The organism is Polaromonas sp. P1_F6 (assembly GCF_056405695.1).
The window spans coordinates 194552-219392 of the sequence record NZ_JBFUBQ010000003.1; the positions used below are offsets into that span (position 1 = coordinate 194552).

Genomic DNA, 24841 nt, shown 5'->3' on the forward strand with positions numbered 1-24841 from the left:
TGTCTCCTTGATGGTGTAATTCGTTGGCGCTATCTATTTGATAGCTGCTTGCGCCCGTTCTTCCTGGGCTACAAGCTCTTTTTTCTTTGAGAGTTCACGGTAGAGCTGGTCGCGCCCGCTCAGGTAGGGCAGAGGCCAGTCCACATGCCGGCTTTGCAGCCTGGCGGCCTCGTGCAGCGTCCAGGCGGGGTCAGCCAGGTGCGGCCGGGCAATGGCGCACAGGTCGGCACGGCCGGCGGCGATGATGCTGTTGACATGGTCGACTTCCGAGATCGCGCCCACGGCGATGGTCTTTATGCCCACCTCGTTGCGGATGCGGTCGGCAAACGGCGTCTGGTACATGCGGCCGTAAACCGGCCTGGCCGCGCGCGTGGTCTGGCCCGACGAGACGTCGATGAAGTCGCACCCTGCTGACTTGAACATCCGGGCGATGGCCACAGCGTCATCCGCCGTGTTACCGCCCGGCGCCCAGTCGTGCGCCGAAATGCGCACGCTCATCGGCAGATGCGCCGGCCACACTTCACGCATGGCGGCAAACACTTCCAGCGGAAAGCGGCAGCGGTTTTCCAGGCTGCCGCCGTAGTCGTCCGTGCGCTGGTTGGTCAGCGGCGTGATAAAGCTCGACAGCAGGTAGCCGTGCGCGCAATGCAGTTCCAGCCAGTCAAAGCCCGCTTCGGCTGCGTAATGCGTGGACTGCACGAACTCCGCCTTGACGCGGTCCATGTCGGCGCGCGTCATGGCTTTCGGCACCTGGTTGGTGGGGCCGTAAGCCACGGCGCTGGCCGCCAGCAGCGGCCAGTTGCCGGTGGCGAGCGGCTCATCGGGTTGCTCCCAGCCGACTTGTGTCGAGCCCTTGGGGCCGCTGTGGCCGAGCTGCATGCCAATCCTGGCGCCAGCGCCCGAGGCGTGCACAAAATCCACGATGCGTTTGAACGCCTTGGCTTGCGTCTCGTTCCAGAGGCCCGGGCAGCCGGGGGTGATGCGGCCCTCTGCGCATGGCGCGGTCATTTCCACAAACACCAGTGCAGCGCCGCCCAGCGCGCGTGCGCCAAGGTGCACCAGATGGAAGTCCTGCGGCACGCCGTCTACCGCGCTGTAGGTAGCCATGGGAGAAACGACGATGCGGTTCTTCAGATTCAGTTCGCGGGTCTTCAAAGGCAGCAGCATGGGCGGCGGCGCATGCGGTGCGCTGCTTTTAGCCAACCATTGCTCATAGCCCTGCAGCCAGGCGGCATCGCGCACACGCAGGTTCTCGTGGCTGATGCGCTGCGAGCGTGTGAGCAGCGAATAAAAGAACTGCTCGGCTTCCATGCCGCTGTAGCGGTCCACATTCTCGAACCACTCGGTCGAGTTGCGCGCCGCGTTTTGTATCTTCAGCACCTCGACCGAGCGCAGCGCTTCATAAGCCTGCAGCGCCGCGGTGGCATCACCGTGCTGGGCAAAGCAGTTGGTCAGCTCAATCGCGTCTTCCAGTGCCAGCTTGGTCCCGCTGCCAATCGAGAAATGCGCCGTGTGCGCCGCATCGCCCATCAACACAATCGGCACCTGCTTGCCATTGATGGCGACCTCATGTACCCATCGCTCGCATACCACACGCGGGAAACGTATCCAGATGGCCGAGCCGCGCACGTGCGTCGCGTTGTTCATCAGCGGGTTGCCGTCCAGGTATTTGGCAAACAGACGTTCACAAAATGCGATGCCGTCTTCCTGGCTCATCTGGTCCAGGCCGTGCGCCTTCCACACGGCCTCGGGTGTCTCGACGATAAAGGTCGAAGTGTTCTCGTCAAACTTGTAGGCATGCGCGGCGAACCAGCCATGCTCAGTCTGCTCGAAGGCAAAGGTGAAGGCGTCGAACGTCTTGTGCGTGCCCAGCCAGACAAAACGGCAGGCGCGCAGCTCCACGTCGGGCTTGAAGGTCTCCGCATACCGGTTGCGGATGCGGCTGTTCAGACCGTCGCTGGCGATCACCACGTCGGCGTTGTATTGCGCAGCGATAGCCTGGTCGTCCTGCACGTCGGTTTCGAACACCAGGTCCACGCCTAGCGCGATGCAGCGCTCCTGCAGGATGTTGAGCAGACGCTTGCGGCCGATGCCGCAAAAACCGTGGCCGCCGGAGCGCACCGAGCGCCCCTTGAAAAACACCTCCACGTCATCCCAGTGGTTGAAAGCGTCGCCGATCAGTTGCGCGCTGACCGGGTCGGCCACGCGCAGGTTGCCCAGCGTCTGGTCCGACAGCACCACGCCCCAGCCGAAGGTGTCAAAAGGCCGGTTGCGCTCGACCACCGTCACCTGATGCGCCGGGTTTTGCAGCTTCATCAGCAGGGCGAAATACAAGCCTGCGGGACCACCGCCCAGGCAAAGAATGTGCATGAATGCGTACTCTCTGGATTAATTTGACCTTAATTGTTTAGGTTTAAACTAAATCCGTCAAGCGGATTTTCCGGTGTTTTCCGCAACACCGGAAAACGGGTGTTACTGCAGCGGGTAGAGGCCGCGGGGGTATTTACGGCTGCCGCACCAACCGCATATCAGGGTGCCTGAAAGCCAGCTGCCCGGTAAGTGAGCACCAGCGTATCCCGAAAACCGCCGCCGGTCCGATCGTCTGCCGGCAGTATGGGCGTGGTTTCGTGAATCACCCGTGCGTCGTCCAGCAGCAGCGCTGTCAGCGGCTCCTGCATCACAAAACGCACGCCGTGCGGGCCGTTGGCGTCAAACACCCGGGTCTCGCCGCCCTTCACGCCGTGGCGCCCCACCATCATCACCACCACAAAGTCCACGCCGTCGCGGTGTGCGCCTTCCGGCGTGGGCCGGCCTACGCCGCCCGCGGTGTCGATGCGGAACTGGTGCGCTTCAATATGCCAGCGCCCGGCGGGCTGTACTTGCGCAAACAGCTTGCCCAGGTTGGCCAGCAGGTCCGTCCACGCCTGGGCTGTAGCTACCGCTGGCTCGACCGGGTCGAACCAGCGCTCGAAGCCGCCGTGCAGGGCGTTGTAATCGGTGGGTTGCCAGTGGGCGCGATGCGGGGTTTGCGTGAGCGTGCCTGTGGCCAGTTCCTGGACGAAGCAGGAATGGCGGCGCTTGCGGTAGTGGCCGCCGTCCTTCAGATGGGCGTCAGGCGGCAAGCGGTTCCAGGAGTCTGTCAGCGCCTGCCAGCCTGATGTCCATGCCGGCGTCGGCAGTTCCAGCGTGGCCGTCAGCTCGGCAGGGTTGAGCAGGCTCAGCCCATCCTGGCTGAGAGCCTGGCGAGCCGACTTGGGGACAGTGGCGATATTGAACATGGGCCCTATTTTGCTTGAGCCGCGCGGCCGGCCCGGCGGCCGCAGCCGGAACCCCGAGGCCGCAACAGGTGAAACCTGCCTACATACACGCGTCCGAAAACTTTCCATAATGGCCTGTCTGTCCAACTAGAGGAGCATCCATGCTTTACAAATTCAAATCAAAAGACGCCGGCGATGTGATCATGCTCGAAGCCAACGGCCGCAAGGTCCTCGAAATCATCGGCAAAGACCCCGCCCCCAAAGGCATCATCCTGCCCGAGCAAATGCCCGCCGCGATAGCCGCCCTGCAGGCAGCGATCGCGCATGAAGAAGCCCACGACGCCAATGCCGAAGACGGCGTCGTCCCAGGCGACGGCCTGGGCCTGCGCCAGCGCGCCGTGCCTTTTATTGACATGCTGCAGCGCAACCTGAAGTCGGGGCATGAGGTGGTTTGGGGCGTTTAGGCTCAGCAGGGCCAGCGGTCGCGCCGAGCCATATTAAAAAAGCCCTGGTGACAGGGCTTTTTGCGTGGTGAGTTGATATGCACTCAGTCCACCTTCGCCCCCGAAGCCTTCACCACCTGCGCCCACTTCTTGTGTTCGGCGTTAATAAAAGCCGTGAACTGTGCCGGCGTATTGCCGCTCGGAATCGCACCCTGGGCCAGCAGTTTTTCTTTCATCGCAGGCGTGCCCAGCGCCTTGGCGGTTTCCTGCTGGATGCGATTCACGATGTCGGGCGGCGTGCCGGCGGGGGCAAGCAGGCCGAACCAGGAGCTCGCGTCGAAACCTTTCATGGCCGGGCCGCCGGCCTGTTCTATGGTGGGGACGTCAGGCAGGGCGGCTGAGCGTTCTGAGCTCGTCACGGCCAGGGCTTTGAGCTTGCCGGACTTGATGAGCTGCATGGAAGACGGCAGGTTGTCGAACATCACATCCATGTCGCCACCCACAAGCGCCAGCAGTGCCGGGCCGGAGCCGCTATAGGGGAAATGGGTCATGTAAGTGCCGCTCATGGTCTTGAACAGTTCACCCGCCAGGTGGATGGACGTGCCGTTGCCGCTGGAGGCCATGTTGAAAGTGCCGGGCTTGGCTTTGGCCGCGCGTATGAAGTCCGTGACATTGTTGATGCCGGCGGCTTTCGCCTTTTCGGTATTCACCACCATCACGTTGGGTACGCCCGCGACCAGCGTGATGGGCGCGAAGTCCTTTTGCGGGTCGTAGGCCATCTTGCTGTACAGCGACTTGTTGATGCCATGCGTGCCCACGGTGCCCATCAGCAGGGTGTAGCCGTCAGGTGTGGATTTGGCGACCACGTCTGCGCCAATGTTGCCGCCGGCACCGGCACGGTTCTCAACCACAAAGGGCTGGCCGAATGCCTTGGAGAGTTCAGGTGCCATGGCGCGGGCCAGGATGTCGGTGGTGCCGCCTGGCGCGAAGGGCACGACGATTTTGACGGGCCTGGTGGGCCAGCTGGCGCTTTGCGCCCAGGCGGAGGGCGTGGCCATAAAGGTGGCGACGGCGGTCAGCGCGGTGGCCAGGAAAGCGCCGTAGCGACGGGAAAGAAAGGGCTTGCTGTTGTTGTTCAAGAGGGGCTCCAGGGATGGCCGGCGCGGCCGGGGGTCACATGAAGATAGCGTGCGTGGGTCCATGCTTCAAGAGGGTTTCAACCCAGCCACCCAAAAAAAGAAAAGCCGCCCGGCGTGAACCGGGCGGCTGGCAATCAAACGGTCAACGGATCAGTCGGCGAACTTGCCGGCGGCGTCGATCACGGGCTTGAGCTTGTTGATCTCGGCCGATACAAAAGCCTTGTGGGCGGCAGGTTCGACGCGCTTGTCGGTCACCACCACGGCGCCAAGGCCTTCCTGCTTCTTGATGAAGTCGGGGTCTTTGAGCGCCACTTTCAGGGCGTTGTTGAGCTGGGTCATCACGGCCGGCGGCGTTCCCTTGGGGGCGTACATGCCATGCCAGATCGTCAGGTCGAAGTTTTTGAGGCCCATTTCCTGCAGCGTCGGGTAGTCCTTGAGCAGCTTGTTGTTCTTCAGCGGTTTGGCGGTCGTGACCGCAAACGCCTTGACGCGGCCGGCTTCAATCTGGCCGGTGGTGTTGGTGGTCTGGTCACACATCATGTCGACCTGTCCGCCCACCAGTGCATTCATGGCTGGTGCTGTACCGCCGAAGGGGATGGTGGTCATCGCGTCCTTGGCGTTGATGGCTGCCTGCCACATCAGGCCACAGAGGTGCGATGCGGAACCCAGGCCGGCATGGGCGATGTTGAGTTTGCCGGCATTGGCGCGAATGTAGTTCTCGAAATCGCGGTAGTTGTTGGCCGGTAGCTGCGGTTTGCCGATGATGGTCATCGGTACTTCGTTGATCATGCCCAGGAACTCGAAGTCGTCCAGCACCTTGTAGGGCAGCTTGCGGTACAAGGCCGGCGCAGCCGCCATGCCGATGTGGTGCACCAGCAGGGTGTGGCCATCGGGTGTTGCGCGGGCTACCTTGGCCGCACCGATGGTGCCGCCGGCGCCGTTGACGTTTTCCACCACGAAGTTGGCACTGCCGCCCATGGCTTTGCGCATGGCTTCGGCCAGGTCGCGTGCCACACGGTCGGTTGGGCCGCCGGCCGCGAATGGGACCACCAGAGTGACTGGCTTGGAGCCGGGGAAGGCGGGGGCTTGCGCGTGGGCTGCAAACATGGCCGTTGCAGCAGCGGCGAGGACTAACAGGCGTTTCATGAGCGTCTCCTTGTGATGAACGCGCCAAGTTTACGGTCCGCTTACTGCGCAAACATCGCGGGAACTACGTAAGGGCTAGCCCCCGGTCGCTTTGCGGGCAGCGCGCAACCCCGGGCTTTGGGAGTTCAGGCCAGCAGGGGCTGCGGGACTGGCTTCGCCAGACCGCAGGCGCAGCGACAAGCTGGGGGCTCTACTTGTAACTACGTGCATCCTCAATAACCTTTCCGTCGTTGGGGAGACTTCCCGGGGCCATTAGCTGGACCGTTCCACGCAGTTTGGTGACGTCACGGATGGCGTCGCCGATACGCTGGTCCAGGCCATCCGGGGCGGAAGCGGTTTCTACCTGGAAATGCATGTTGTCGCTCGCCATCTCTCCGCTGACGACCAGCCTGGCCTTGATCACTTCCGGAAAGCGCCGGGCGATATCGGCGACCTGTCCGGGGTGTACAAACATCCCGCGGACCTTGACGGTCTGGTCGGCTCGTCCCATCCAGCCCTTGATGCGCGCATTGGTGCGTCCCGTGGGGCAGGTGCCCGCCAGGATGGCGGAAAGGTCGCCCGTACCAAAGCGAATCAGCGGATAGCCGGGATTGAGGGTGGTCACCACCAGCTCTCCCACTTCGCCCTCAGCCACCGGGTCACCCGTTCCAGGGCGCACGATTTCCACGATCACGCCCTCATCCAGCACCAGGCCTTCCCGCGCTTCGGTTTCATAGGCAATCAGGCCCAGGTCGGCCGAGGCATAGCACTGGTAGCCCGCAATGCCGCGCTCACCCAGCCAGTCGCGCAGGCTGGGGGGAAACGCCTCGCCTGAAACCAGTGCCCGCGTCACGGTCGGCAGTTCCACCTTCATTTCGGCGGCCTTCTCCATGATGATTTTCAGGAAGCTTGGTGTGCCGATGTAGCCGGCCGGCCTGAGTTCCGCCATGGCGTGTACCTGCTGCTCCGTCTGGCCGGTGCCGCCCGGGAACACGGTGCAACCGAGGGCATGCGCGCCGGTTTCCATCATGGAGCCCGCCGGCACAAAGTGGTAGCTGAAACTGTTGTGAATCAGCTGGCCGGCGCGAAAGCCGGCGGCATACAAGGCCCTAGCCATGCGCCAGTAGTCCTTGCGCTTGCCGCCGGGCTCGTAAATGGTGCCAGGGCTGGCAAAAACATGGGGCATATGCGCGCCGTAGCGCAAGGCGCTGAAACCGCCAAATGCATTGCCACTGCCACCGGGCGCGCGCTCGGCCTGCTGGCGCTCAAGCAACTCATGCTTGCGCGTGACGGGCAATTGCGCCAGTTCCGCACGTGATGTGATGGCCTGGGCGTCAACGTCTTTAAGGATGGCTGTGAATGCGGGGGCCCGGGTCTTGGCATGGGCAATCTGCTGCGGCAAGGCGGTCAGCAGCGCCGCCTCGCGTTCCGCAGGGCTTCGCACTTCCAGTGAGTCGTAATGTGTGGTCATATTTGGAGAAAACCTGGGCAAGGAGAGGTCTTAAACCAGCCGGGGCCGCGGAACCGGCTTAGCCGGGCCGCAGGCGCAGCGGCCCCCTCGGGGGGCAGCGCAGTACACGAAGTGACAAGCGTGGGGGCCATTCAGGCCAGCCACCGTTTGCGGCGCTTGTAGCTCTTCACATCCTTGAAGCTCTTGCGCTCGCCGCCGCCCACGCCAAGGTAGAACTCCTTGACATCCTCGTTATTGGCCAAGTCGCTGGCCGCGCCATCCATCACCACGCGGCCGCTTTCCATGATGTAGCCGTAGTCGGCATATTTGAGTGCCATGTTGGTGTTCTGCTCGGCCAGCAGGAAGGTGACCTGCTCCTTCTGGTTCAGGTCCTTCACGATGTTGAAGACTTCTTCGACGATCTGCGGCGCCAGGCCCATGGAGGGCTCGTCCAGCAGCACCATGGAAGGGCTGGCCATGAGCGCACGGCCGATGGCGCACATCTGCTGCTCACCGCCAGACGTATAAGCCGCCTGCGAGGTGCGCCGGGTTTTCAGGCGCGGGAAATAGTTGTAGACCTTCTCCAGGTTGGCCGCCACTTCGGCCTTGCTGCTGCGCGTGTAGGCGCCGGTCAGCAGGTTTTCCTCGATGGTCAGGTGGGCAAAGCAGTGCCGCCCTTCCATCACCTGCACCACGCCGCGTTGCACCAGGTCGGCCGGCGAGAGGTTTTCAATGCGCTCGCCGCGCAGCTCAATGGAGCCTTTGGTGACTTCGCCGCGCTCACCCCTGAGCAGATTGGAAATCGCGCGCAGTGTGGTGGTCTTGCCCGCGCCGTTGCCGCCCAGGATGGCCACGATGCGGCCCTGCGGGACTTGCAGCGAGACGCCCTTGAGCACCAGGATCACGTGGTTGTAGATAACCTCGATGCCGTTGACATTGAGAACGATGTTAGGTGTGTCCATATTTTTTCCTGACCAATTGGAAGACCTGCGTGCAGGCCTTCCAATTGGCGGCTCGCGAGAGCCGCACCCCTCCCGCCTGGCGGAAGGATTTCAAGGCAAGGGCACCGTGGATCCGGCTTTGCCGGTCCACCAGTGCCGCCCCTTGAGGGGGAGGCGGCGCAGAGCGCCGCCACGGGGGGAGCCTAGCTTTGGCAGTCAGCGGGTGTGCGCGCCGTCAGCTTTTTCTCGGTGGCGTACTTGGCGGCGGTGGACTTGACCAGGGGCTTGATCACCTGCTCATCAGCCTGCAGCCAGTCGGAGGTAAATTTCCATTCCTTTCCGTCCCAGGTATGGATGCGCGCCCATGCCGAACCCATGTGGTCGGTGCACGAGGTGCTGATAGGCCGCATCACGCCGGCAAAGCCCAGCGCATCCAGCTTGGCCTGCGTCAGGTTCAGGTTTTCCAGGCCCCAGCGCACTTGCTCGCCGGTCATGATTTTTCCCTTGCCGAAACGGTCTTGCGCGGCGCGCAAACCTTCCACGCCCAGCATCGCGCTCATGGCGCCACGCATGTAAAGCACCTGGCCGACTTCTTCCTTGGGGCCTGTGCCCTGGCCTTTGCCGTGCACCAGGGTCAGCATGTCTTTGGCCAGCTTGGAATTCGGCTCGGCGCCGTGCTGCATGGTCACGGCGTTGTAGCCCTTGGCGCCTTCAGCCACGTCTTTCACGTCAGGCTCTGCGCCGGCCCACCACACGCCGTACATCTTCTCGCGTGGGTAGCCGGTGGCTTGCGCTTCCTTGATGGCGGTGGTGTTCATGATGCCCCAGCCCCACAGTGCAACGTAGTCTGGGCGCGACTGGCGAACCTGCAGCCAGGTGGCTTTTTGCTCGACACCGGGCGCGGTGACGGGCAGCAGCTGCAGCGTGAAGCCGTGCATGGCGGCGCGTTCCTGCATCAGCGGAATGGGTTCTTTGCCGAACGGCGAGTCGTGATAGACCAGCGCAATGCGTTTGCCCTTGAGCTTGTCGAAGCCGCCTTCCTTCTTGGCGATGGCCTGGAGGATGGCGTCGGCGGCGACCCAGTAGGTGCCGGCAATCGGGAAGTTCCATTTGAAGATGGAGCCGTCTGCGCTCTCGCTGCGGCCATAGCCCACGGTCACCACCGGAATTTTGTCGACGGGGGCTTTTTCTGTGATGGCAAACGTCGCACCGGTAGACAGCGGTTGCACCAGCGTGGCGCCGCCGTTCTTGCCTTTCAGGCGTTCGTAGCATTCGACACTGCGCGCGGTGTCGTAGCCGGTTTCGCACTCTTCAAACGAGATCTTCACGCCATTGATGCCGCCGCGGGCATTGACCAGCTTGAGGTAGTCCACATAGCCGTTGGCCCAGGGCACGCCGTTGGGCGCGTAAGGCCCGGTGCGGTAAGACAGCACCGGAAAGAATTGCTCTTTGGCCTGTGCGAATGCGCTGGTCGCCACGAGGGACGAAGCGCCGGTGGCGAGGATTGCCACCGCCAACATCACGTTACGAATCTTCATTGTTGTCTCCTGGAAAATTTATAAACACCGCGAAAAAAACTGACACCTCAGTAAACGACCTAACAATCCATTGCGCATTGGTGATTTCGAGTAATTCTTAACCCTAGGCCTGGCGTATCGGAGCGCTCAGTGGGGGAATGGCCATAGCCGTAATTTCTGCTTTCCAACGGCCCACAGCTTGGCCAGCCCATGCGGCTCGACAATCAAAAACCACACGATCAACCCACCAAAAATCATCAGTTCCGCGTGCGAGATGCCCGCCGTGGAGATCGATATACCCAGCCAGCCGGCAAGCACCGGCAGCAGCTGGCTCAGCACAATCGGCAGCACCACGATGAAGGCCGCGCCGAAGAAGCTGCCCATGATGGCGCCCATGCCGCCGATGATCACCATGAACAGCAGGCGGAAGGAGTAGTCCACTGAAAAGGCGGCAGGCTCCCAGGCGCCCAGGTAAATAAAGGCCCACAGGCCGCCAGCGATGCCGATGATGAAAGAGCTGACTGCAAAGGCGCTGAGCTTGGCGTACATCGGGCGAATGCCGATCACGGCGGCTGCCACGTCCATGTCGCGAATGGCCATCCACTCGCGGCCGATCGCGCTGCGCACCAGGTTTTTGGCCAGCAGGGTGATCACCACCACGATGGCCAGGCAAAACAGGTATTTGCTCAGCGCGCTTTCGATGGGCAGTCCAAACACCTGCAGGTTGGAGACCGACACCGAACCCGAAGGCGTGTCCATCGTGAACCACTTGATGCGCAAAAACATCCAGTCGCTGAAGAACTGCGCGGCCAGCGTGGTCACCGCCAGGTACAGGCCTTTCACGCGCAGGCTGGGCAGCCCGAACAGGATGCCGAACAGCATGGCACACAAGCCGCCCAGGATCAGTGCTGGAATCAGCGGCATGCCGGGAATACGCACAAAGAAATTGTAGGCGCCATAGGCCCCCACCGCCATAAAGGCACCCGAGCCCAGCGAGATCTGTCCGCAATAGCCGACCAGGATGTTCACCCCAACGGCTGCCAGCGAAAAGATCAGGAAGGGAATCAGGATGGCGCGGAACAGGTAGTCGCTGGCCAACAATGGCACGACAACGAAGGCGAACGCCAACAGCAAGCCGATGGCGATCCGGTCCTGCAGGATTGGGAAGATCTGCTGGTCAGCCCGGTAGTTGGTTTTGAACTGGCCGTTTTCTCTGTAAAACATAAAGGTGAGCCGCCGTTAGATCGCAATAAAAGAAGTTGTGCGCTGGGCTTTGCCGCGCCGTAGGCGCATCGGCCCCAATTCACATGTAAGGGGCAGCGCGCCGAAGGCTCGAAGTGACAAGCGTGGGGGCTTCATGTCTATACGCGATCGATGATTTTTTCGCCGAACAAGCCCTGAGGCCGGACCAGCAAGACACACAGCGCAAGTACATACGCAAACCAGATCTCGATACCACCGCCGACGTAAGGGCCGAGAAAGACTTCGGCCAGTTTCTCGCCAACGCCCAGAATCAGCCCACCCACAATCGCGCCAGGCACCGAAGTCAGGCCACCCAAAATCACCAGCGGCAGCGCCTTGAGCGCCAGCACCGACAGCGAAAACTGCACGCCCAGCTTGCTGCCCCAGATGACGCCGGACACCAGGGCCACGAAGCCCGCCACGCTCCAGACGATGACCCAGATGCGGTTGAGCGGAATGCCGATGGATTGCGCGGCCTGGTGGTCGTCGGCTACGGCGCGCAAGGCCCGGCCTGTACTCGTGTACTGGAAGAAGGCGGCCAGTGCCGCCACCAGGGCGGTGGCGATCAGCGCGGCGACCAGGTCTTCCTGGTTCACCAGCAGGCCACCCTGGAAGACACCTTCCAGCAGGAACATCGGATCCTTGGGCATGCCCACGTCAATCTTGTAAATGCTGGAGCCAAAGATGGTCTGGCCGAAGCCGTCCAGGAAATACGAAATGCCCAACGTCGCCATCAGCAGCGCGACGCCTTCCTGGTTCACGAGTTTGCTGAGCACCAGCTTTTCAATCAACCAGGCCACCACGACCATGATGGCCAGCGCGACTGCAAAGGCCAATGCATTGTTGATGAACTTGCTGTCCAGTCCCGTCCACTGCGGAATCCACTCGGAAAAACGCGCCATGGCCAGCGCCGCGAACAGCACCATCGCGCCCTGGGCGAAATTGAAGACACCCGAGGCTTTGTAGATCAGCACAAAGCCCAATGCGACCAGCGAATACAGCATGCCCGACATCAGGCCGCCAATAATCGTCTCTAAAAATGAACCCATCACTGGCTCCCTTCGCTGGATGGGGACATCGTGGGTTGCGGGGAACGCTGTGGTTTCATCTTGGTGTTCTCGTCCATGTCAGTGGCTGGTGCCGAGGTAGGCCCGGATCACGTCTTCGTTGTTGCGTACTTCGTCGGGAGTGCCATCGCCGATTTTTTTGCCGTAGTCGAGCACCACGACGCGGTCGGAGATGTCCATCACCACGCCCATGTCGTGCTCGATCAGCACGACGGTGGTGCCGAACTCGTCGTTCACGTCGAGCACAAAGCGGCACATGTCCTGCTTTTCTTCCACGTTCATGCCGGCCATGGGTTCGTCGAGCAGCAGGACTTGCGGCTCCATCGCCAGCGCACGGCCTAGGTCAACGCGTTTTTGCAGGCCGTAGGGCAGTTGCCCGACGGGCGTCTTGCGGTAGGCCTGGATTTCCAGGAAGTCGATGATTTTTTCCACTGCCTCGCGGTGCATGATTTCTTCTTTTTCGGCGGGGCCTATGCGCAGCGCCTGCAGCAGCAGGTTGCTTTTGATCTTGAGGTTGCGGCCCGACATGATGTTGTCGAGCACGCTCATGCCCTTGAAGAGCGCCAGATTCTGGAAAGTGCGCGCCACGCCCATGACGGCCACCTGGTGGCTGTTCATATGCTTGAAGGTCTGGCCGCGAAAGGTGATGGAGCCCTGCTGCGGCGCATAAACGCCGTTGATGCAGTTGAGCATGGAGCTTTTGCCGGCGCCGTTGGGTCCGATGATGGCGCGGATTTCATGCTCTTTCACATTGAAGGAAATATCCGAGAGGGCCTTGACCCCGCCAAAACTCAGGCTGATGTTGTTGACGTCAAGGATGACGTCACCGATCTTTTTAGTCATGCTGCTGCCTTCACGGGTGCAAACTTTGCCCCCACGCTTGTCACTGCGTGTACTACGCTGCCCCCCGAGGGGGCCGCCCGCCTGCGGCCCGGCAAAGCCGGTTCCGCGGCTCGAGCTGGTATCTGGGGGACTTGCTGTTGCTTGTTGTTCATGCTGCCGCCTTTATTGGCGCAAAAGTCTGTGTGTCGCTGATCTTCAGCGTCGCACTGACGCTGCCTGATCGGCCGTCTTCAAACTTCACGACGGTTTCAATGAACTGTTCGGTCTTGCCGCCATAAAGCGCATCGATCAGCGGCTGGTACTTCTCGGCAATGAAGCCGCGCCGCACCTTGTTCGTCCGTGTGAGTTCGCCGTCGTCGGCGTCCAGCTCCTTGTGCAGCACCAGGAAGCGGCTGACCTGTGAGCCGGCCAGCAGGGCGTCCACGCTGAGGTCGGCGTTGACTTTTTCGACGCACTCCTTGATGAGCTGGTAAACCTCGGGCTTTTGCGCCAGGTCGGTGTAGCCGGCGTAAGGCAGATTGCGGCGTTCGGCCCAGTTGCCCACGGCGTCGAAGTCGATGTTGATCATCACGCAGACTTTTTCGCGGCCGTCGCCGTAGGCCACGACTTCCTTGATGTGCGGGAAGAATTTGAGCTTGTTTTCCACGTACTTGGGCGCAAACATGGCACCGTCGTTGGTGCCACCCTTGATGCGGCCCACGTCTTTCACGCGGTCGATGATCTTGAGGTGGCCGGCGGCATCGATAAAGCCCGCGTCGCTGGTGTGATACCAGCCGTCGGCGCTCAGCACCTCGGCCGTCGCCGTGGGATTTTTGTAATATTCCTTGAGCAGGCCGGCGGACTTCACCAGGATTTCCCCGTTGTCGGCCACCTTGATCTGCACGCCGCTGATCGGCACCCCTACCGTATCGGCGCGTGCTTCGTTGTCCGGCTGCAGGCACACAAACACGGCGGTCTCGGTCGAGCCATACAGCTGTTTCAGGTTGATGCCGATGGAGCGGTAGAAGGTAAAGAGGTCCGGTCCAATCGCTTCACCCGCGGTGTAGGCCACGCGAACGCGCGAAAAACCCAGCGTATTGCGCAGCGGGCCATAGACCATCACGCTGCCCAGTGCATATAGCAGGCGGTCAAGCCCGCCCACCGGCTTCCCGTCCATCAATGCGGGGCCGGCGCGTTTGGCCACGCCCATGAAATAGTTGAACATGCCGCGTTTGATGCGGCCCGCGTCTTCCATGCGGATCATCACGGTGGTCAGCAGGCTTTCGAAAATCCGCGGTGGCGCAAAGTAGTAGGTCGGGCCGACTTCTTTCAGGTCGATCATCACGGTGCTCGCGCTCTCGGGGCAATTCACCACATAGCCGCAGGCCAGCCACTGCGCATAGCTGAAGATGTTCTGGCCGACCCACGCGGGTGGCAAGTACGCCAGCACTTCCTCGCCGGAGGTGAGTTTGTCGAAGTCGGCGCCGGCCTTGGCGCGGTCCAGCAGGGTGTTGTGGGTATGGACCACGCCCTTGGGATTGCCCGTGGTGCCCGAGGTGAAAAACATCGCGGCCACATCATCCGGCCGGGATTTTTCGACTTCGCTCTTGAAGAAGCCGGGTTGTTTCGCGGCAAAGGCTTCGCCCTTTTCCAGCAAGGCGTCCAGCGATTGCAGGCCAGCCTCGGCATAGTTGCGCAGGCCGCGCGGGTCGTCATAAATGATCTGGTCCAGTTGCGGGCACTGGCTGCGTATCTCCAGCAGCTTGTCCACCTGCTCCTGGTCTTCCACCAGCGCAAAACGTACGTCGGCATTGTTGATGGGAAAGACACACTCGGCGCCCACGGCGTCCTGGTAAAGCGGAATGGGTATGGCGCCCAGCGACTGCGCGGCCAGCATGGTGGCGTACAGGCGCGGCCGGTTGGCGCCGATGATGACCATGTGCTCGCCACGCTGCAGCCCGGCTTCATGCAGGCCGCAGGCGATGCGCTCCACCAGCTGCGCCATGCCGGCCCAGCTGTGCGCCTGCCAGATGCCGTACTCTTTTTCGCGCATGGCGGCGGCGCCGGGGCGTTCGGCCGCATGTTTGAGCAGCAATCGTGGGAACGTGGTCTGCATTCGCTTTCTTGTCTCCGTTCTTGTGCGGCTTCTCGTTGAAAGCCGCTGGTATGCAATGAATAGTAGGACCGGCTTTGACGTTACGGTGTCATTGCGACGACAATTTCCGGGTAAGTCCTACTGGGGTGTGCCCGGGGTCGGCGCGGTTTATCGGATAAAGCGCCCGTCGCGCGAAACCATGGTGAGTTCCACAAAGCGTGAGGCATTGCGGGCCGAGTCGCTGAAGCTCACTTCAAAGCCGCCCAGGTCATAGCGCTTCAAATTCCAGGTGCCGTCGATGAAGCCGGCGCGCGTGGGGTTTTTGCCTGCACGCCGCAGCGCCTCGGCAAACACGCGGGCATTGATGTAACCCTCCAGCGCCAGGTGTGAAGGCTCCAGCGTCACGCCCGCGGCTTTCCAGGCCTGCTGGAATTCGCGCACCATAGGCACCACGGTATTGCCCGGCAAGGGCACGACTTGAGACACGGCAATGCCGGTGGCGTCGTCACCCATAGCCTTGAGTGTGGCGGCTGCGCCCATGATGGACAGCGCATAAAGCGGCAGTCCCTTGCGCTGCACGCGTATCGCTTTCACGAAGTCGATGGTCGGCTTGCCGGCCAGGCCCACCAGCACGGCTTCCGGGTTGGAGCCCGCAATTTTTACCGCTGCCGGGCCGGTATCCGAAGAGTTGTTTTCCACCGTGACAATCGCGGTCGCTTCCAGCTTGTGTTTGGCCATGGAGCGCTGGGTGGCGTCGAAGACTTCTTTCCCAAAGGAGTTGTTCTGGTAGACGATCGCGATGCGCCGGATCCCGATGGTTGCCAGGTGCTGCACCAGCTGCTCGGCTTCGTCGGCGTAACTCGCGCGGATGTTGAACACATTGCGCGCATTGGCCGGCCGTGCCGACAGCGCACCGGAAAACGGTGCGAAGAAAGGCATGCCCGACTCCATCACCTGAGGCAGCATGGCTTCGATCATGGGTGTCCCCATGCAATTGAAGAGCGCGAAATTGCTTTTGTCGTCGATGAAGCCTTTCACATTGGTCAGCGCGCGTTTGACGTCGTAGCCGTCGTCGGCCACGGTGAGTTCGATCAGCCGGCCGTTCACGCCGCCCTTGGCGTTGATGCTGGCAAAGCAGGCTTTTGCACCCTGGTGCATGGCTTGGCCCAGCTCGCCCAGCGGCCCGCTCAGCGCGATGGATTGCGCGATGTGCACCGGGCCGGTGTCCTGAGCGCGCGCCGGCCCGTAAAGTGCGGCGGGCACGGCGGCGAGTGCGCCCAGCATGCGGCGGCGTGTCAGGCGGGTGCGCTGCGGGTCGATGCCTGCAGGAAATGAATCGGTCGGCGAAGGTGTGCGGTTTTCGGTCATGGCGGGTCTCCTGGCTTTCGTTGTTGGTTTGCTGTCTCAGCGGGGCCGATGCTATGCTTTGGATTGGCAATGAAATGTCTATCCGACGACAATCCAAGGGTTGCGCCCGCCCCGGACTTTCCCTGACCTTTCACTGACTTTCACCCGAATGCTGTGAGCCATGTCCACTGAACCGCCTCTTCACCAGCGCCGCAGGAACCCCACGCCCGACGAGCTGCGCGGCATTCCCTGGCTGCCCTTGCTGCAGCCTGAAGAAAGGGCACGTGCGCTGGCGGGGCTGCAGGTAGGCGACGCCGCGCCGGGCGACTATGTGTGCCGTGTGGGCAAGCCGGTGACCTACTGGTTTGGCGTGGTCGAAGGCCTGCTCAAGATGAGCAGCGACAACGAGCAGGGCATGACCATGACGTTCACCGGCGTGCCGCCCGGCGGCTGGTTCGGTGAAGGCACGGCGCTCAAGCGCGAGCCCTACCGCTACAACATCCAGGCGCTGCGCAAAAGCGTGGTGGCGGGCCTGCCCGTTGAAACCTTCCACTGGCTGCTGGACCACTCCATCGGCTTTAACCGCTTTGTGATGAACCAGCTCAATGAGCGGCTCGGTCAGTTCATCGCCGCGCGCGAGATCGACCGCATGAACAACCCCGACATCCGTGTGGCGCGCAGCCTGGCCTCGCTGTTCAACCCGGTGCTGTATCCGGGTGTGGGCGAAATCCTGCGCATCACGCAGCAGGAACTGGCTTACCTGGTGGGTTTGTCACGCCAGCGCGTGAACGAGGCGCTCAATGCCTTGCAGGCCCAGGGCCTCATCCGCATCGAATACGGCGGCCTGCGCGTGCTGGACCTGGGCGCCCTGCGGTCCAGTGTTTTTTCAAGCAAATAATGGCTGCAGGCCAATGGGGGAAAGCGCAAGCAGCTATTGAATTAATAGCAATTTGTAGAGAGAAAACTATCCTGGGAAGCCATCTTTGGCACTTGGCGTGTGGTGCCCGACATTTTTTTGATGTCAAAAGTGCCTTCGGACCAATCAGGATATGCGCTGGCAGCTATGAAATTGATAGCGTTATGGTGCGACAGGTGGGGGCACCGTCCCTCAGGAAAGAAACGAAATAAAGATGGAAACCGCGGCGACCACCCAATTGGCGCGGTTTGCAGCCTGGGCGTTTTCCTTGAGGATCGGCCAAAGCGCTTCGCGCTGCCATGCCCACAGGTTGTAGGCCGCTGCCAGCAGTCCACCCGACAACCCGGCCAGCCATGAGCTGGTCAAAAAACCGGCAAGGACGGCAAGCATCAACAGGACGGATGTCAGGATAAATGTGCCGCCGGCGGCGCTGGCCAGAACATGCGAGAGCCCTCCGCACACGGTGCAGGTGGCGGGGTTGCCGCGGCTGGAGAAACGTTTTTCCCAGATCTTGATTCCAGCCTGACGGCAGTGGGGGCAGATGTTCATCGTGCTGAAGGGCTGGTTGCCGATGTCGCGCCGGCAATCGCCTTGCGCAGGTTCTCGCGCGCACGCGCTTCCAGTGTTTCGTGGAAATGCGCCGTGCTGTAGATCACAGGCCGGTCCAGGAAACCCTGCAGGATTTCGCCCCGCTTTTGCCGGAACACGGCCGCGGGTACAAAAGCGTATTCGTCCCGGATCTGCTGCTCGTATTCGGCAAACCTGGCTGGGCCGGCGCCCAGGATGGACAGGTCGATATCGACCAGCAGCTGTTCGTCGGGCGAGTCCGGCAGCGCCGTATGGCGGGTGGCCATGACCAGGTCATGAACGCGCTGCGCGGCGGCTTCGGCGGTGCCGTGCGCCAGCAGCACCTCGCGAGCCCAGTCGGCACTTTTTTCCTCGTTGTCGTGGCGCTGCGTGTCGTAAATCGCATCATGGAACCACAGTGCCATCTCGACTTCTGCGGGCTGTTCAGCCAGGTCGCGGACGCCTTCGAAATGCGAGAGGCATTCGCCCAGGTGCTGCACGGTGTGGTACTTGCGGTGCGGCTCTGAGTAGCGCGCCACCAGTCCGTCGAACACCGCCCGCCCGATTGGCCGGACGGCAAGGGCATCAGCGCAAAGCCGCCAGGATCTGGCCAGCAGGTCTGTGGGTTCAGGGGTTTGCATGGGCATGACTTTATCGCTTGGGTGTTGTGTGCGCGTGTGAGCGCTCCGGCGGCGCGGCAGGCGCGCACAGCGACTCGACCAGTCTTAGCGCCGGCAGCGACAGCTGGTCAAAGCGGCGCGCGCAGATCAGCAACTGCCGGTCGGCCCAGGTGTCGGTCAGCTTGAGGATGCGCAGCTTGCCTGCCTCCGCATGGCGTTCGGCCGCGATGGCCGGCACCACGGCCACACCGACCCCGGCCTCCACCATGCGGCAGACCGCCTCAAAGCTGCGAAGCCGTATGCGGGTGCGCATGCGCAGCCCCAGGCGCTCGGCCTGCAGGTTCAGGTGCTGTTGCAGGGCGCTGTCTTCCTCCAGGCCGACGAAGTCATGGCTCAATGTTTGCCCGAACGGTATCTGGCGCTGGCGGCCGAAGCCGCTGCCGGCTGGAACCACCAGCACCAGCCGGTCGCGCCGGAAAGGTTTTGATTCAAGGCTGGAGATGTCGGCGGAGTCTGCCACGATGCCGAGGTCGGCCGCCTGGCCCAGCAGCTGCGACACGATCAGGTGGCTGGGGCGCTCCTCCAGGTCGACGTCGATGGCCGGATGCGTGTTGAGGAAATCCGCGAGTGCTTGCGGCAGGTAGTCGGTGATGGCGGCGGTGTTCGACAGCAAACGCACCTTGCCGGCCAGCCCGCCGGCATAGTCGCCGATCTCGCCGTGCATGCGCTCGATTTGCTGCAACACCAGCCGCGCATGGTGGGCCACGGCCAGGCCGGCCTTGGTCGGCTTCACGCCGGCGCGCAGGCGTTCCAGCAGCGGCACACCCAGGGCGTCTTCCATGCCGCGTATGCGTGCGCTGGCCGAGGCGAGCGCCAGGTGTGAAAGCTTGCTGCCCGCCGTGATGCTGCCGGTATCGACGGTGTGCAGAAACAGCCGAAGGTCGATGAGGTCAAAGCGAAGGGTGGCGGGCATGGGCTGCAGGCGTTTTAGCCTTCGGCAACGGCGAAGGCTGTGAACGGATATTACCGCTTGAGCGCCAGCGCGCCGCTGCGCAGAATCGGTGCATGAACTCGATGAACAACTTCGTGAGTGCAGGGAACGACACCCTCTTGATGGCCGCCGTCGCCGGCGTATTCCTGCTGGCCGGCCTCGTCAAGGGCGTGGTGGGCCTGGGGTTGCCGACGCTCTCCATGGGCTTGCTGGCCGGCGTGATGCCGCCTGCGCAGGCAGCCGTCATCCTGATCCTGCCTTCGTTGCTGACGAATGCCTGGCAGATGTGGGACGGCGCCGCGCTGGCAAGCCTGTTGCGGCGCCTGTGGCCGCTGCAGGCTGGCGTGATCGCCGGAACGTTGTGGGCACCGGTAAGCCTGGTCACCCTTGATGCGGACCTCGCCTCGGCAGGTCTGGGCGCCGCGCTGATCATTTATGCGCTGCTGGGGCTGTGCGCGCTGCCGCTGGTGGTCCCGCCCCGCGGTGAGCGGGTTTCTTCCTTCGCTGCCGGCCTGGCGACCGGCGCCATCACCTCGGCCACCGGCGTGTTTGTCTTTCCGGCTGTGCCTTACCTGCAGGCCTTATCGCTCAAGAAAGACGAGCTGGTGCAGGCGCTGGGCCTGTCTTTCACCGTTTCTACTGTCGCACTTTTTCTGCGCCTGGTGATGGAAGGCTCTTTTGCCATGGGCAGCATGCCGGGTGGCTGGAGTTTGCTGCTGCCATTGCCCGCTGCCTTGCTGGGCATGGCCGCCGGCCAGAAGCTGCGCGGGCGGGTGGGCGAGAAGGGTTTCAGGCGCCTGTTTTTCACCGGTCTGCTGCTGATAGGCGTTTACATGGTCACCCGCAGCGCGATGCGATAGCCACGCCGGTGCGATGGAAAACCACAGCGAGGTTTCGCAGACGATGGAGGCGCTCCATGCCAAGGTCGCGCGTCTGGTCTTGCTGTTGGAGGAAGCGGGCGATCAGGGTGATCCCTTGCTGCCTTTGGCCTCGTCCCTGCTGGACGACATTGACGCCCTGCGCGCGCTGCACCTGCGCGTGGTGATGCGGTCTCACGCATCGGCTTGAACAGGGTTTAAACCCCTGATTTTTACGCTTTCTTTATACCGGCTACCGGTCTTTCATCCCCGTTTTTACACGTCGGATCCGAAACTTCTTCCATCGTTTGTTGTTGGAGAAAGTCATGGATCTCGCGTTTATTCTTGGCGCCGCCGCCCTCTGGGGTGTGATGGTCTTGCTGGTCTGGGGCTTCCAGAAGCTTGAAAAATCCGAAGGAGGCCGTTCATGATCAGCCTCGACGTTTTGTACGGCTTCGGCGGCGTCTGTGCTGTCCTGCTGCTCACTTACCTCGTCTATGCGCTGATCTGCGCCGAGGAGTTTTGATGAGCAACACTTCCTGGGGCTTGCTGGCCCTTTTTCTGGGCGTATTGCTTGTTACGGCCTGGCCGCTGGGCATCTGGTTGGCCCGCCTGTATTCCGGCAACCTTCCGGGCTGGATGCACAAGCTCGAAGCGCCGCTGTACCGCCTGGCCGGTACCTCGGCCGATACCAACATGAAATGGTCGCAGTACGCGTTGGCCTTGCTGGCCTTCAACGCGCTCGGCGTGCTGGCTGTCTATGCCCTGCAGCGCCTGCAGGTCTGGTTGCCGCTCAACCCTGCCGGCATGGCCGCGGTGACGCCCGACTCGGCCTTCAACACCGCCGTCAGCTTTGTTTCCAATACCAACTGGCAAGGCTATGCCGGCGAGTCCACCATGAGCTACCTCACGCAGATGTTGGTGTTGGCTGTGCAGAATTTCTTCTCCGCAGCCACCGGTATCGCCGTGGTGTTTGCGTTGTTCCGCGGTTTTGCCGCGCGCGCGACCGGCGCCATCGGCAACTTCTGGGTGGACATCACGCGCATCACGGCCTGGCTGCTGCTGCCGTTGTCGCTGGTGTTTGCCGTCTTTCTTGTGGGGCAGGGCGTCATCCAGAACTTTGATGCCTACAAAGACGTGAGCACACTGGAAGTGACCAGCTATCAGCAGCCGAAAAACGGCCCTGATGGCCAGGCGCTGAAAGACGACAAGGGCAATCCCGTGATGGAGGATGCCAAATCCGACAAGCAGACCCTGGCCATGGGCCCGGTCGCGTCTCAGGAAGCCATCAAGATGCTGGGCACCAACGGCGGCGGTTTCTTCAACGCCAACTCGGCCCACCCTTACGAAAACCCGACGGCGCTGAGTAATTTCTTTCAGATGCTGTCCATCTTCCTGATTCCGGCGGCGCTGTGCTTCGCTTTCGGCCGCGTGGTGGGCGACCAGCGCCAGGGCTGGGCCGTGCTGGCCGCCATGACGGTGATATTTGTCGTCGCCGTCGTGGCCATCACCCCGGCCGAGCAGGCCGGCAACCCGTTGCTGCCGCCTTTGGGCGTGGACCAGACGGCCAGCGCGCTACAGGCCGGCGGCAACATGGAAGGCAAGGAAACCCGCTTCGGCATCAATGCCTCCAGCCTGTTCGCGGTCATCACGACGGCGGCGTCCTGCGGCGCGGTCAATGCCATGCACGACTCCTTCACGCCGCTGGGCGGCATGGTGCCCATGGTGATGATGCAGCTGGGCGAAGTGGTGTTTGGCGGCGTTGGCACGGGGCTTTATGGCATGCTGATCTTCGCCATCCTGGCGGTGTTCATCGCCGGCCTCATGATTGGCCGCACGCCGGAATACCTGGGCAAGAAGATCGAGGCGCATGAGATGAAGCTGACCTCAATCGCCATCCTGGTCACGCCTGTCCTGGTTCTGGCCGGCACCGCCATCGCCGTATTGGCCGGCGCAGGCAAGGCGGGCATTGCCAACCCCGGTGCGCACGGCTTTTCTGAAATCCTTTACGCGCTGAGCTCGGCCGGCAACAACAATGGCAGCGCCTTCGCGGGGCTGTCGGCCAACACGCCGTTCTACAACACGCTGCTGGGCATCGTGATGTGGCTGGGGCGCTTCGGCTTCATCGTTCCGGTGCTCGCCATTGCCGGTGCGCTGGCCACCAAGAAACGCCTGCCGGTTACGGCCGGCACCATGCCCACGCACGGCCCGCTGTTCGTGATGCTGTTGATAGGCACTGTGCTGCTGGTGGGCCTGCTCAATTACGTGCCCGCCCTGGCGCTGGGCCCGGTGGTCGAGCACCTGATGCTGTGGCCAGGCCAATAACCGCGAGGCTCAAAGAGAAACCCATATGAGTACCCAAAAAACTTTAATGCTGCTGGATCCCGCGCTGCTCAAGCCGGCCATCGTGGCTTCGTTCACCAAGCTGAGCCCGCGCGTGCAGTGGCGCAACCCCGTGATGTTTGTCGTCTACATCGGCAGCATTCTCACAACCTTGCTGGGCCTGCAAGCCCTGCAGGGCCAGGGCGAAGCGTCTGCCGGATTCATCTTTGCCGTGGCCGTCTGGCTGTGGTTCACCGTGCTGTTCGCCAACTTTGCCGAAGCGCTGGCCGAGGGCCGTAGCAAGGCACAAGCGGCGTCGCTGCGGAGCCTGAAAAAAAGCACCTGGGCCAAGAAGCTCAAGGAACCCCGGCATGGCGCCACGTTCCTGCCGCGAGAAGCTGAAAATCTCCGGAAAGGGGACGTGGTGCTGGTCGATGCCGGCGACATGATTCCGCTGGACGGAGAAGTGATTGAAGGCGTGGCCTCGGTCGACGAAAGCGCCATCACCGGCGAATCGGCCCCGGTGGTGCGCGAGTCGGGCGGCGACTTCTCCGCCGTGACCGGCGGCACGCGCGTGCTGTCAGACTGGCTGGTGGTGCGCATCACCGTCAACCCCGGCGAATCCTTCCTGGACCGCATGATCAGCATGGTCGAAGGTGCCAAACGCCAGAAGACGCCCAATGAAATCGCCTTGACGATTTTGCTGGTGGCGCTGACCATTGTTTTCCTGGTGGTTACTGTCACGTTGCTGCCGTTCTCCGTCTTCAGCGTGGGTGCGGTGGGGGCGGGCACGGTGGTGAGCATCACCGCACTGGTAGCGCTGCTGGTCTGCCTGATCCCGACCACGATTGGCGGCCTGCTGTCGGCTGTGGGTGTGGCCGGCATGAGCCGCATGATGCAGGCCAATGTCATCGCCACTTCGGGCCGCGCGGTTGAGGCTGCCGGCGACGTGGATGTGCTGCTGCTCGACAAGACCGGCACCATCACCCACGGCAACCGCCAGGCTTCGAGCTTTTTGCCCGCGCCCGGCGTGTCTGAAAAAGCGCTCGCCACCTGCGCCATGCAGGCCTCCTATGCCGACGAAACGCCGGAAGGCCGCAGCATCGTGGCGCTGGCCCTGAAGCTGGCCGTCAGCCAGTCGCCCATGCAGGCTGTGATTGAGGTGCCCTTTACTGCGCAAACCCGCATGAGCGGAATGGACGCCTTGAATCCCGATGGAAGCAAGCGGCAACTGCGCAAGGGCGCGGTCGATGCGATCCGCAAGCATGTGGAAGCACTGGGCGGAACCGTTCCGGCTGAAGTTCTGCGCGCTTCAGATGACGTGTCGCGCCGCGGCAGCACGCCGCTGGCCGTGGCCGACGGCAGCACGGTGCTGGGCATCGTGGAGCTGAAAGACATTGTCAAGGCCGGCATCAAGGAACGCTTCGGCGAACTGCGCCGCATGGGCATCAAGACGGTGATGATCACCGGCGACAACAAGCTCACGGCCGCTGCCATCGCTGCCGAGGCGGGTGTTGACGACTTCCTGGCCGAGGCCACGCCCGAAGACAAACTCAAACTGATACGCCAATACCAGGCCGAAGGCCGACTGGTGGCAATGACGGGCGACGGCACCAACGACGCGCCGGCCCTGGCCCAGGCCGACGTGGCGGTCGCCATGAACAGCGGCACCCAGGCCGCCAAGGAGGCCGGCAACATGGTGGACCTCGACTCCAACCCCACCAAGCTGCTGGAGATTGTGGAGACCGGCAAGGCCCTGCTGATGACGCGCGGCTCGCTCACCACGTTTTCAATCGCCAACGATGTGGCCAAGTACTTCGCCATCATCCCGGCGATCTTTGTGACCACTTACCCGCAACTGGCTGCACTCAATGTGATGCGTCTGGGCAGTCCGTCGTCGGCGATTTTGTCGGCGGTGATTTTCAACGCCCTGATCATCATGTTCCTGATCCCGCTCGCGCTCAAAGGTGTGAAATACCGCGCTGTGGGCGCCGCTACGCTGCTGCGCCGCAACCTGCTTATTTACGGCCTGGGCGGTCTCATCGTGCCCTTTATCGGAATCAAGGCGATTGACTTGCTGCTGGTAGCAATGAACCTCGCCTGAACACCTGCATATCAAGGAA

The 24841-nt window shown here is 62.3% G+C and carries 22 protein-coding genes; 7 read left to right on the plus strand and 15 right to left on the minus strand.

Features of this window, described 5'->3' with window-relative positions:
• Positions 1-33 precede the first annotated feature (33 nt).
• Together AC1DY9_RS10585 and AC1DY9_RS10590 are read right to left on the minus strand one after the other, a co-directional pair.
• Positions 34-2370: a bifunctional salicylyl-CoA 5-hydroxylase/oxidoreductase gene (locus AC1DY9_RS10585; protein WP_457281385.1), complete on the minus strand. Its 2337-nt coding sequence runs from the start codon at positions 2368-2370 to the stop codon at positions 34-36.
• A 158-nt stretch (positions 2371-2528) separates the two neighbouring features.
• Positions 2529-3278: a 2OG-Fe dioxygenase family protein gene (locus tag AC1DY9_RS10590; RefSeq protein WP_457281384.1), complete on the minus strand. Its 750-nt coding sequence runs from the start codon at positions 3276-3278 to the stop codon at positions 2529-2531.
• Between the two features lie 140 nt (positions 3279-3418).
• On the opposite strand from AC1DY9_RS10590, the gene AC1DY9_RS10595 reads away from it, so the two are divergent.
• Complete coding sequence (locus AC1DY9_RS10595) at positions 3419-3721, plus strand: DUF1840 domain-containing protein (protein WP_436156923.1); 303 nt, start codon at positions 3419-3421, stop codon at positions 3719-3721.
• Between the two features lie 83 nt (positions 3722-3804).
• Here the strand turns inward: AC1DY9_RS10595 and AC1DY9_RS10600 are convergent, their stop codons facing one another.
• From AC1DY9_RS10600 to AC1DY9_RS10645, 10 genes are all read right to left on the minus strand, one after another.
• Positions 3805-4758: a Bug family tripartite tricarboxylate transporter substrate binding protein gene (locus AC1DY9_RS10600; protein WP_457281653.1), complete on the minus strand. Its 954-nt coding sequence runs from the start codon at positions 4756-4758 to the stop codon at positions 3805-3807.
• Positions 4759-4989: 231 nt separating this feature from the next.
• Entirely contained in the window at positions 4990-5985 is a 996-nt protein-coding gene (locus AC1DY9_RS10605; RefSeq protein ID WP_457281383.1) for a tripartite tricarboxylate transporter substrate-binding protein, read from the minus strand.
• A 190-nt stretch (positions 5986-6175) separates the two neighbouring features.
• Complete coding sequence (locus AC1DY9_RS10610) at positions 6176-7435, minus strand: phenylacetate--CoA ligase family protein (protein WP_457281382.1); 1260 nt, start codon at positions 7433-7435, stop codon at positions 6176-6178.
• A gap of 131 nt (positions 7436-7566) precedes the next feature.
• Entirely contained in the window at positions 7567-8376 is an 810-nt protein-coding gene (locus AC1DY9_RS10615) for an ABC transporter ATP-binding protein (RefSeq protein ID WP_457281381.1), read from the minus strand.
• Between the two features lie 182 nt (positions 8377-8558).
• The gene (locus tag AC1DY9_RS10620; RefSeq protein ID WP_457281380.1) at positions 8559-9893 is read right to left on the minus strand and encodes an ABC transporter substrate-binding protein; all 1335 of its coding nucleotides are present in this window, start codon (positions 9891-9893) and stop codon (positions 8559-8561) included.
• A 126-nt stretch (positions 9894-10019) separates the two neighbouring features.
• Positions 10020-11096 (minus strand): branched-chain amino acid ABC transporter permease, encoded by a 1077-nt coding sequence (locus AC1DY9_RS10625; protein WP_457281379.1) that lies wholly within the window; start codon positions 11094-11096, stop codon positions 10020-10022.
• A 137-nt stretch (positions 11097-11233) separates the two neighbouring features.
• Positions 11234-12163, minus strand: coding sequence for a branched-chain amino acid ABC transporter permease (locus tag AC1DY9_RS10630; RefSeq protein ID WP_457281378.1), 930 nt, complete (start codon positions 12161-12163; stop codon positions 11234-11236).
• A 78-nt stretch (positions 12164-12241) separates the two neighbouring features.
• Positions 12242-13024 (minus strand): ABC transporter ATP-binding protein, encoded by a 783-nt coding sequence (locus tag AC1DY9_RS10635; protein ID WP_457281377.1) that lies wholly within the window; start codon positions 13022-13024, stop codon positions 12242-12244.
• 148 nt (positions 13025-13172) lie between these two features.
• Positions 13173-15119 carry an AMP-dependent synthetase/ligase gene (locus tag AC1DY9_RS10640; RefSeq protein WP_477666481.1) on the minus strand — a complete coding sequence of 649 codons (1947 nt, stop codon included), beginning with the start codon at positions 15117-15119 and terminating at the stop codon, positions 13173-13175.
• A gap of 147 nt (positions 15120-15266) precedes the next feature.
• Positions 15267-16466 (minus strand): ABC transporter substrate-binding protein, encoded by a 1200-nt coding sequence (locus tag AC1DY9_RS10645; RefSeq protein WP_457281375.1) that lies wholly within the window; start codon positions 16464-16466, stop codon positions 15267-15269.
• 160 nt (positions 16467-16626) lie between these two features.
• Here AC1DY9_RS10645 and AC1DY9_RS10650 point away from each other — a divergent pair, with 160 nt between their 5' ends.
• Positions 16627-17343, plus strand: a complete 717-nt coding sequence (locus AC1DY9_RS10650; RefSeq protein WP_457281374.1) for a Crp/Fnr family transcriptional regulator — start codon at positions 16627-16629, stop codon at positions 17341-17343.
• Between the two features lie 210 nt (positions 17344-17553).
• Here the strand turns inward: AC1DY9_RS10650 and AC1DY9_RS10655 are convergent, their stop codons facing one another.
• From AC1DY9_RS10655 to AC1DY9_RS10665, 3 genes are read right to left on the minus strand one after another with little or no spacing between them, the layout of a single operon-like run.
• Positions 17554-17910 (minus strand): hypothetical protein, encoded by a 357-nt coding sequence (locus AC1DY9_RS10655; RefSeq protein ID WP_477666482.1) that lies wholly within the window; start codon positions 17908-17910, stop codon positions 17554-17556.
• Positions 17907-18575 (minus strand): HD domain-containing protein, encoded by a 669-nt coding sequence (locus AC1DY9_RS10660; protein WP_477666483.1) that lies wholly within the window; start codon positions 18573-18575, stop codon positions 17907-17909. Before AC1DY9_RS10660 ends, AC1DY9_RS10655 begins: the two co-directional genes overlap by 4 nt.
• Before the next feature lie 4 nt (positions 18576-18579).
• Positions 18580-19521 carry a LysR substrate-binding domain-containing protein gene (locus AC1DY9_RS10665; protein ID WP_477666484.1) on the minus strand — a complete coding sequence of 314 codons (942 nt, stop codon included), beginning with the start codon at positions 19519-19521 and terminating at the stop codon, positions 18580-18582.
• Positions 19522-19613: 92 nt separating this feature from the next.
• Here AC1DY9_RS10665 and AC1DY9_RS10670 point away from each other — a divergent pair, with 92 nt between their 5' ends.
• From AC1DY9_RS10670 to kdpB, 5 genes are all read left to right on the plus strand, one after another.
• Entirely contained in the window at positions 19614-20399 is a 786-nt protein-coding gene (locus AC1DY9_RS10670; protein WP_477666485.1) for a sulfite exporter TauE/SafE family protein, read from the plus strand.
• A gap of 13 nt (positions 20400-20412) precedes the next feature.
• A complete protein-coding gene (locus AC1DY9_RS10675; protein WP_477666486.1) occupies positions 20413-20607 on the plus strand; it encodes a hypothetical protein in 195 nt (64 codons plus the stop codon).
• 216 nt (positions 20608-20823) lie between these two features.
• The gene (locus AC1DY9_RS10680; protein WP_457281368.1) at positions 20824-20922 is read left to right on the plus strand and encodes a potassium-transporting ATPase subunit F; all 99 of its coding nucleotides are present in this window, start codon (positions 20824-20826) and stop codon (positions 20920-20922) included.
• Positions 20922-22721, plus strand: coding sequence for a potassium-transporting ATPase subunit KdpA (gene kdpA / locus AC1DY9_RS10685; protein WP_477666487.1), 1800 nt, complete (start codon positions 20922-20924; stop codon positions 22719-22721). The genes AC1DY9_RS10680 and kdpA overlap by 1 nt, the downstream gene beginning before the upstream one ends.
• A gap of 25 nt (positions 22722-22746) precedes the next feature.
• Positions 22747-24822, plus strand: a complete 2076-nt coding sequence (gene kdpB, locus AC1DY9_RS10690; RefSeq protein ID WP_477666488.1) for a potassium-transporting ATPase subunit KdpB — start codon at positions 22747-22749, stop codon at positions 24820-24822.
• Positions 24823-24841 lie beyond the last annotated feature (19 nt).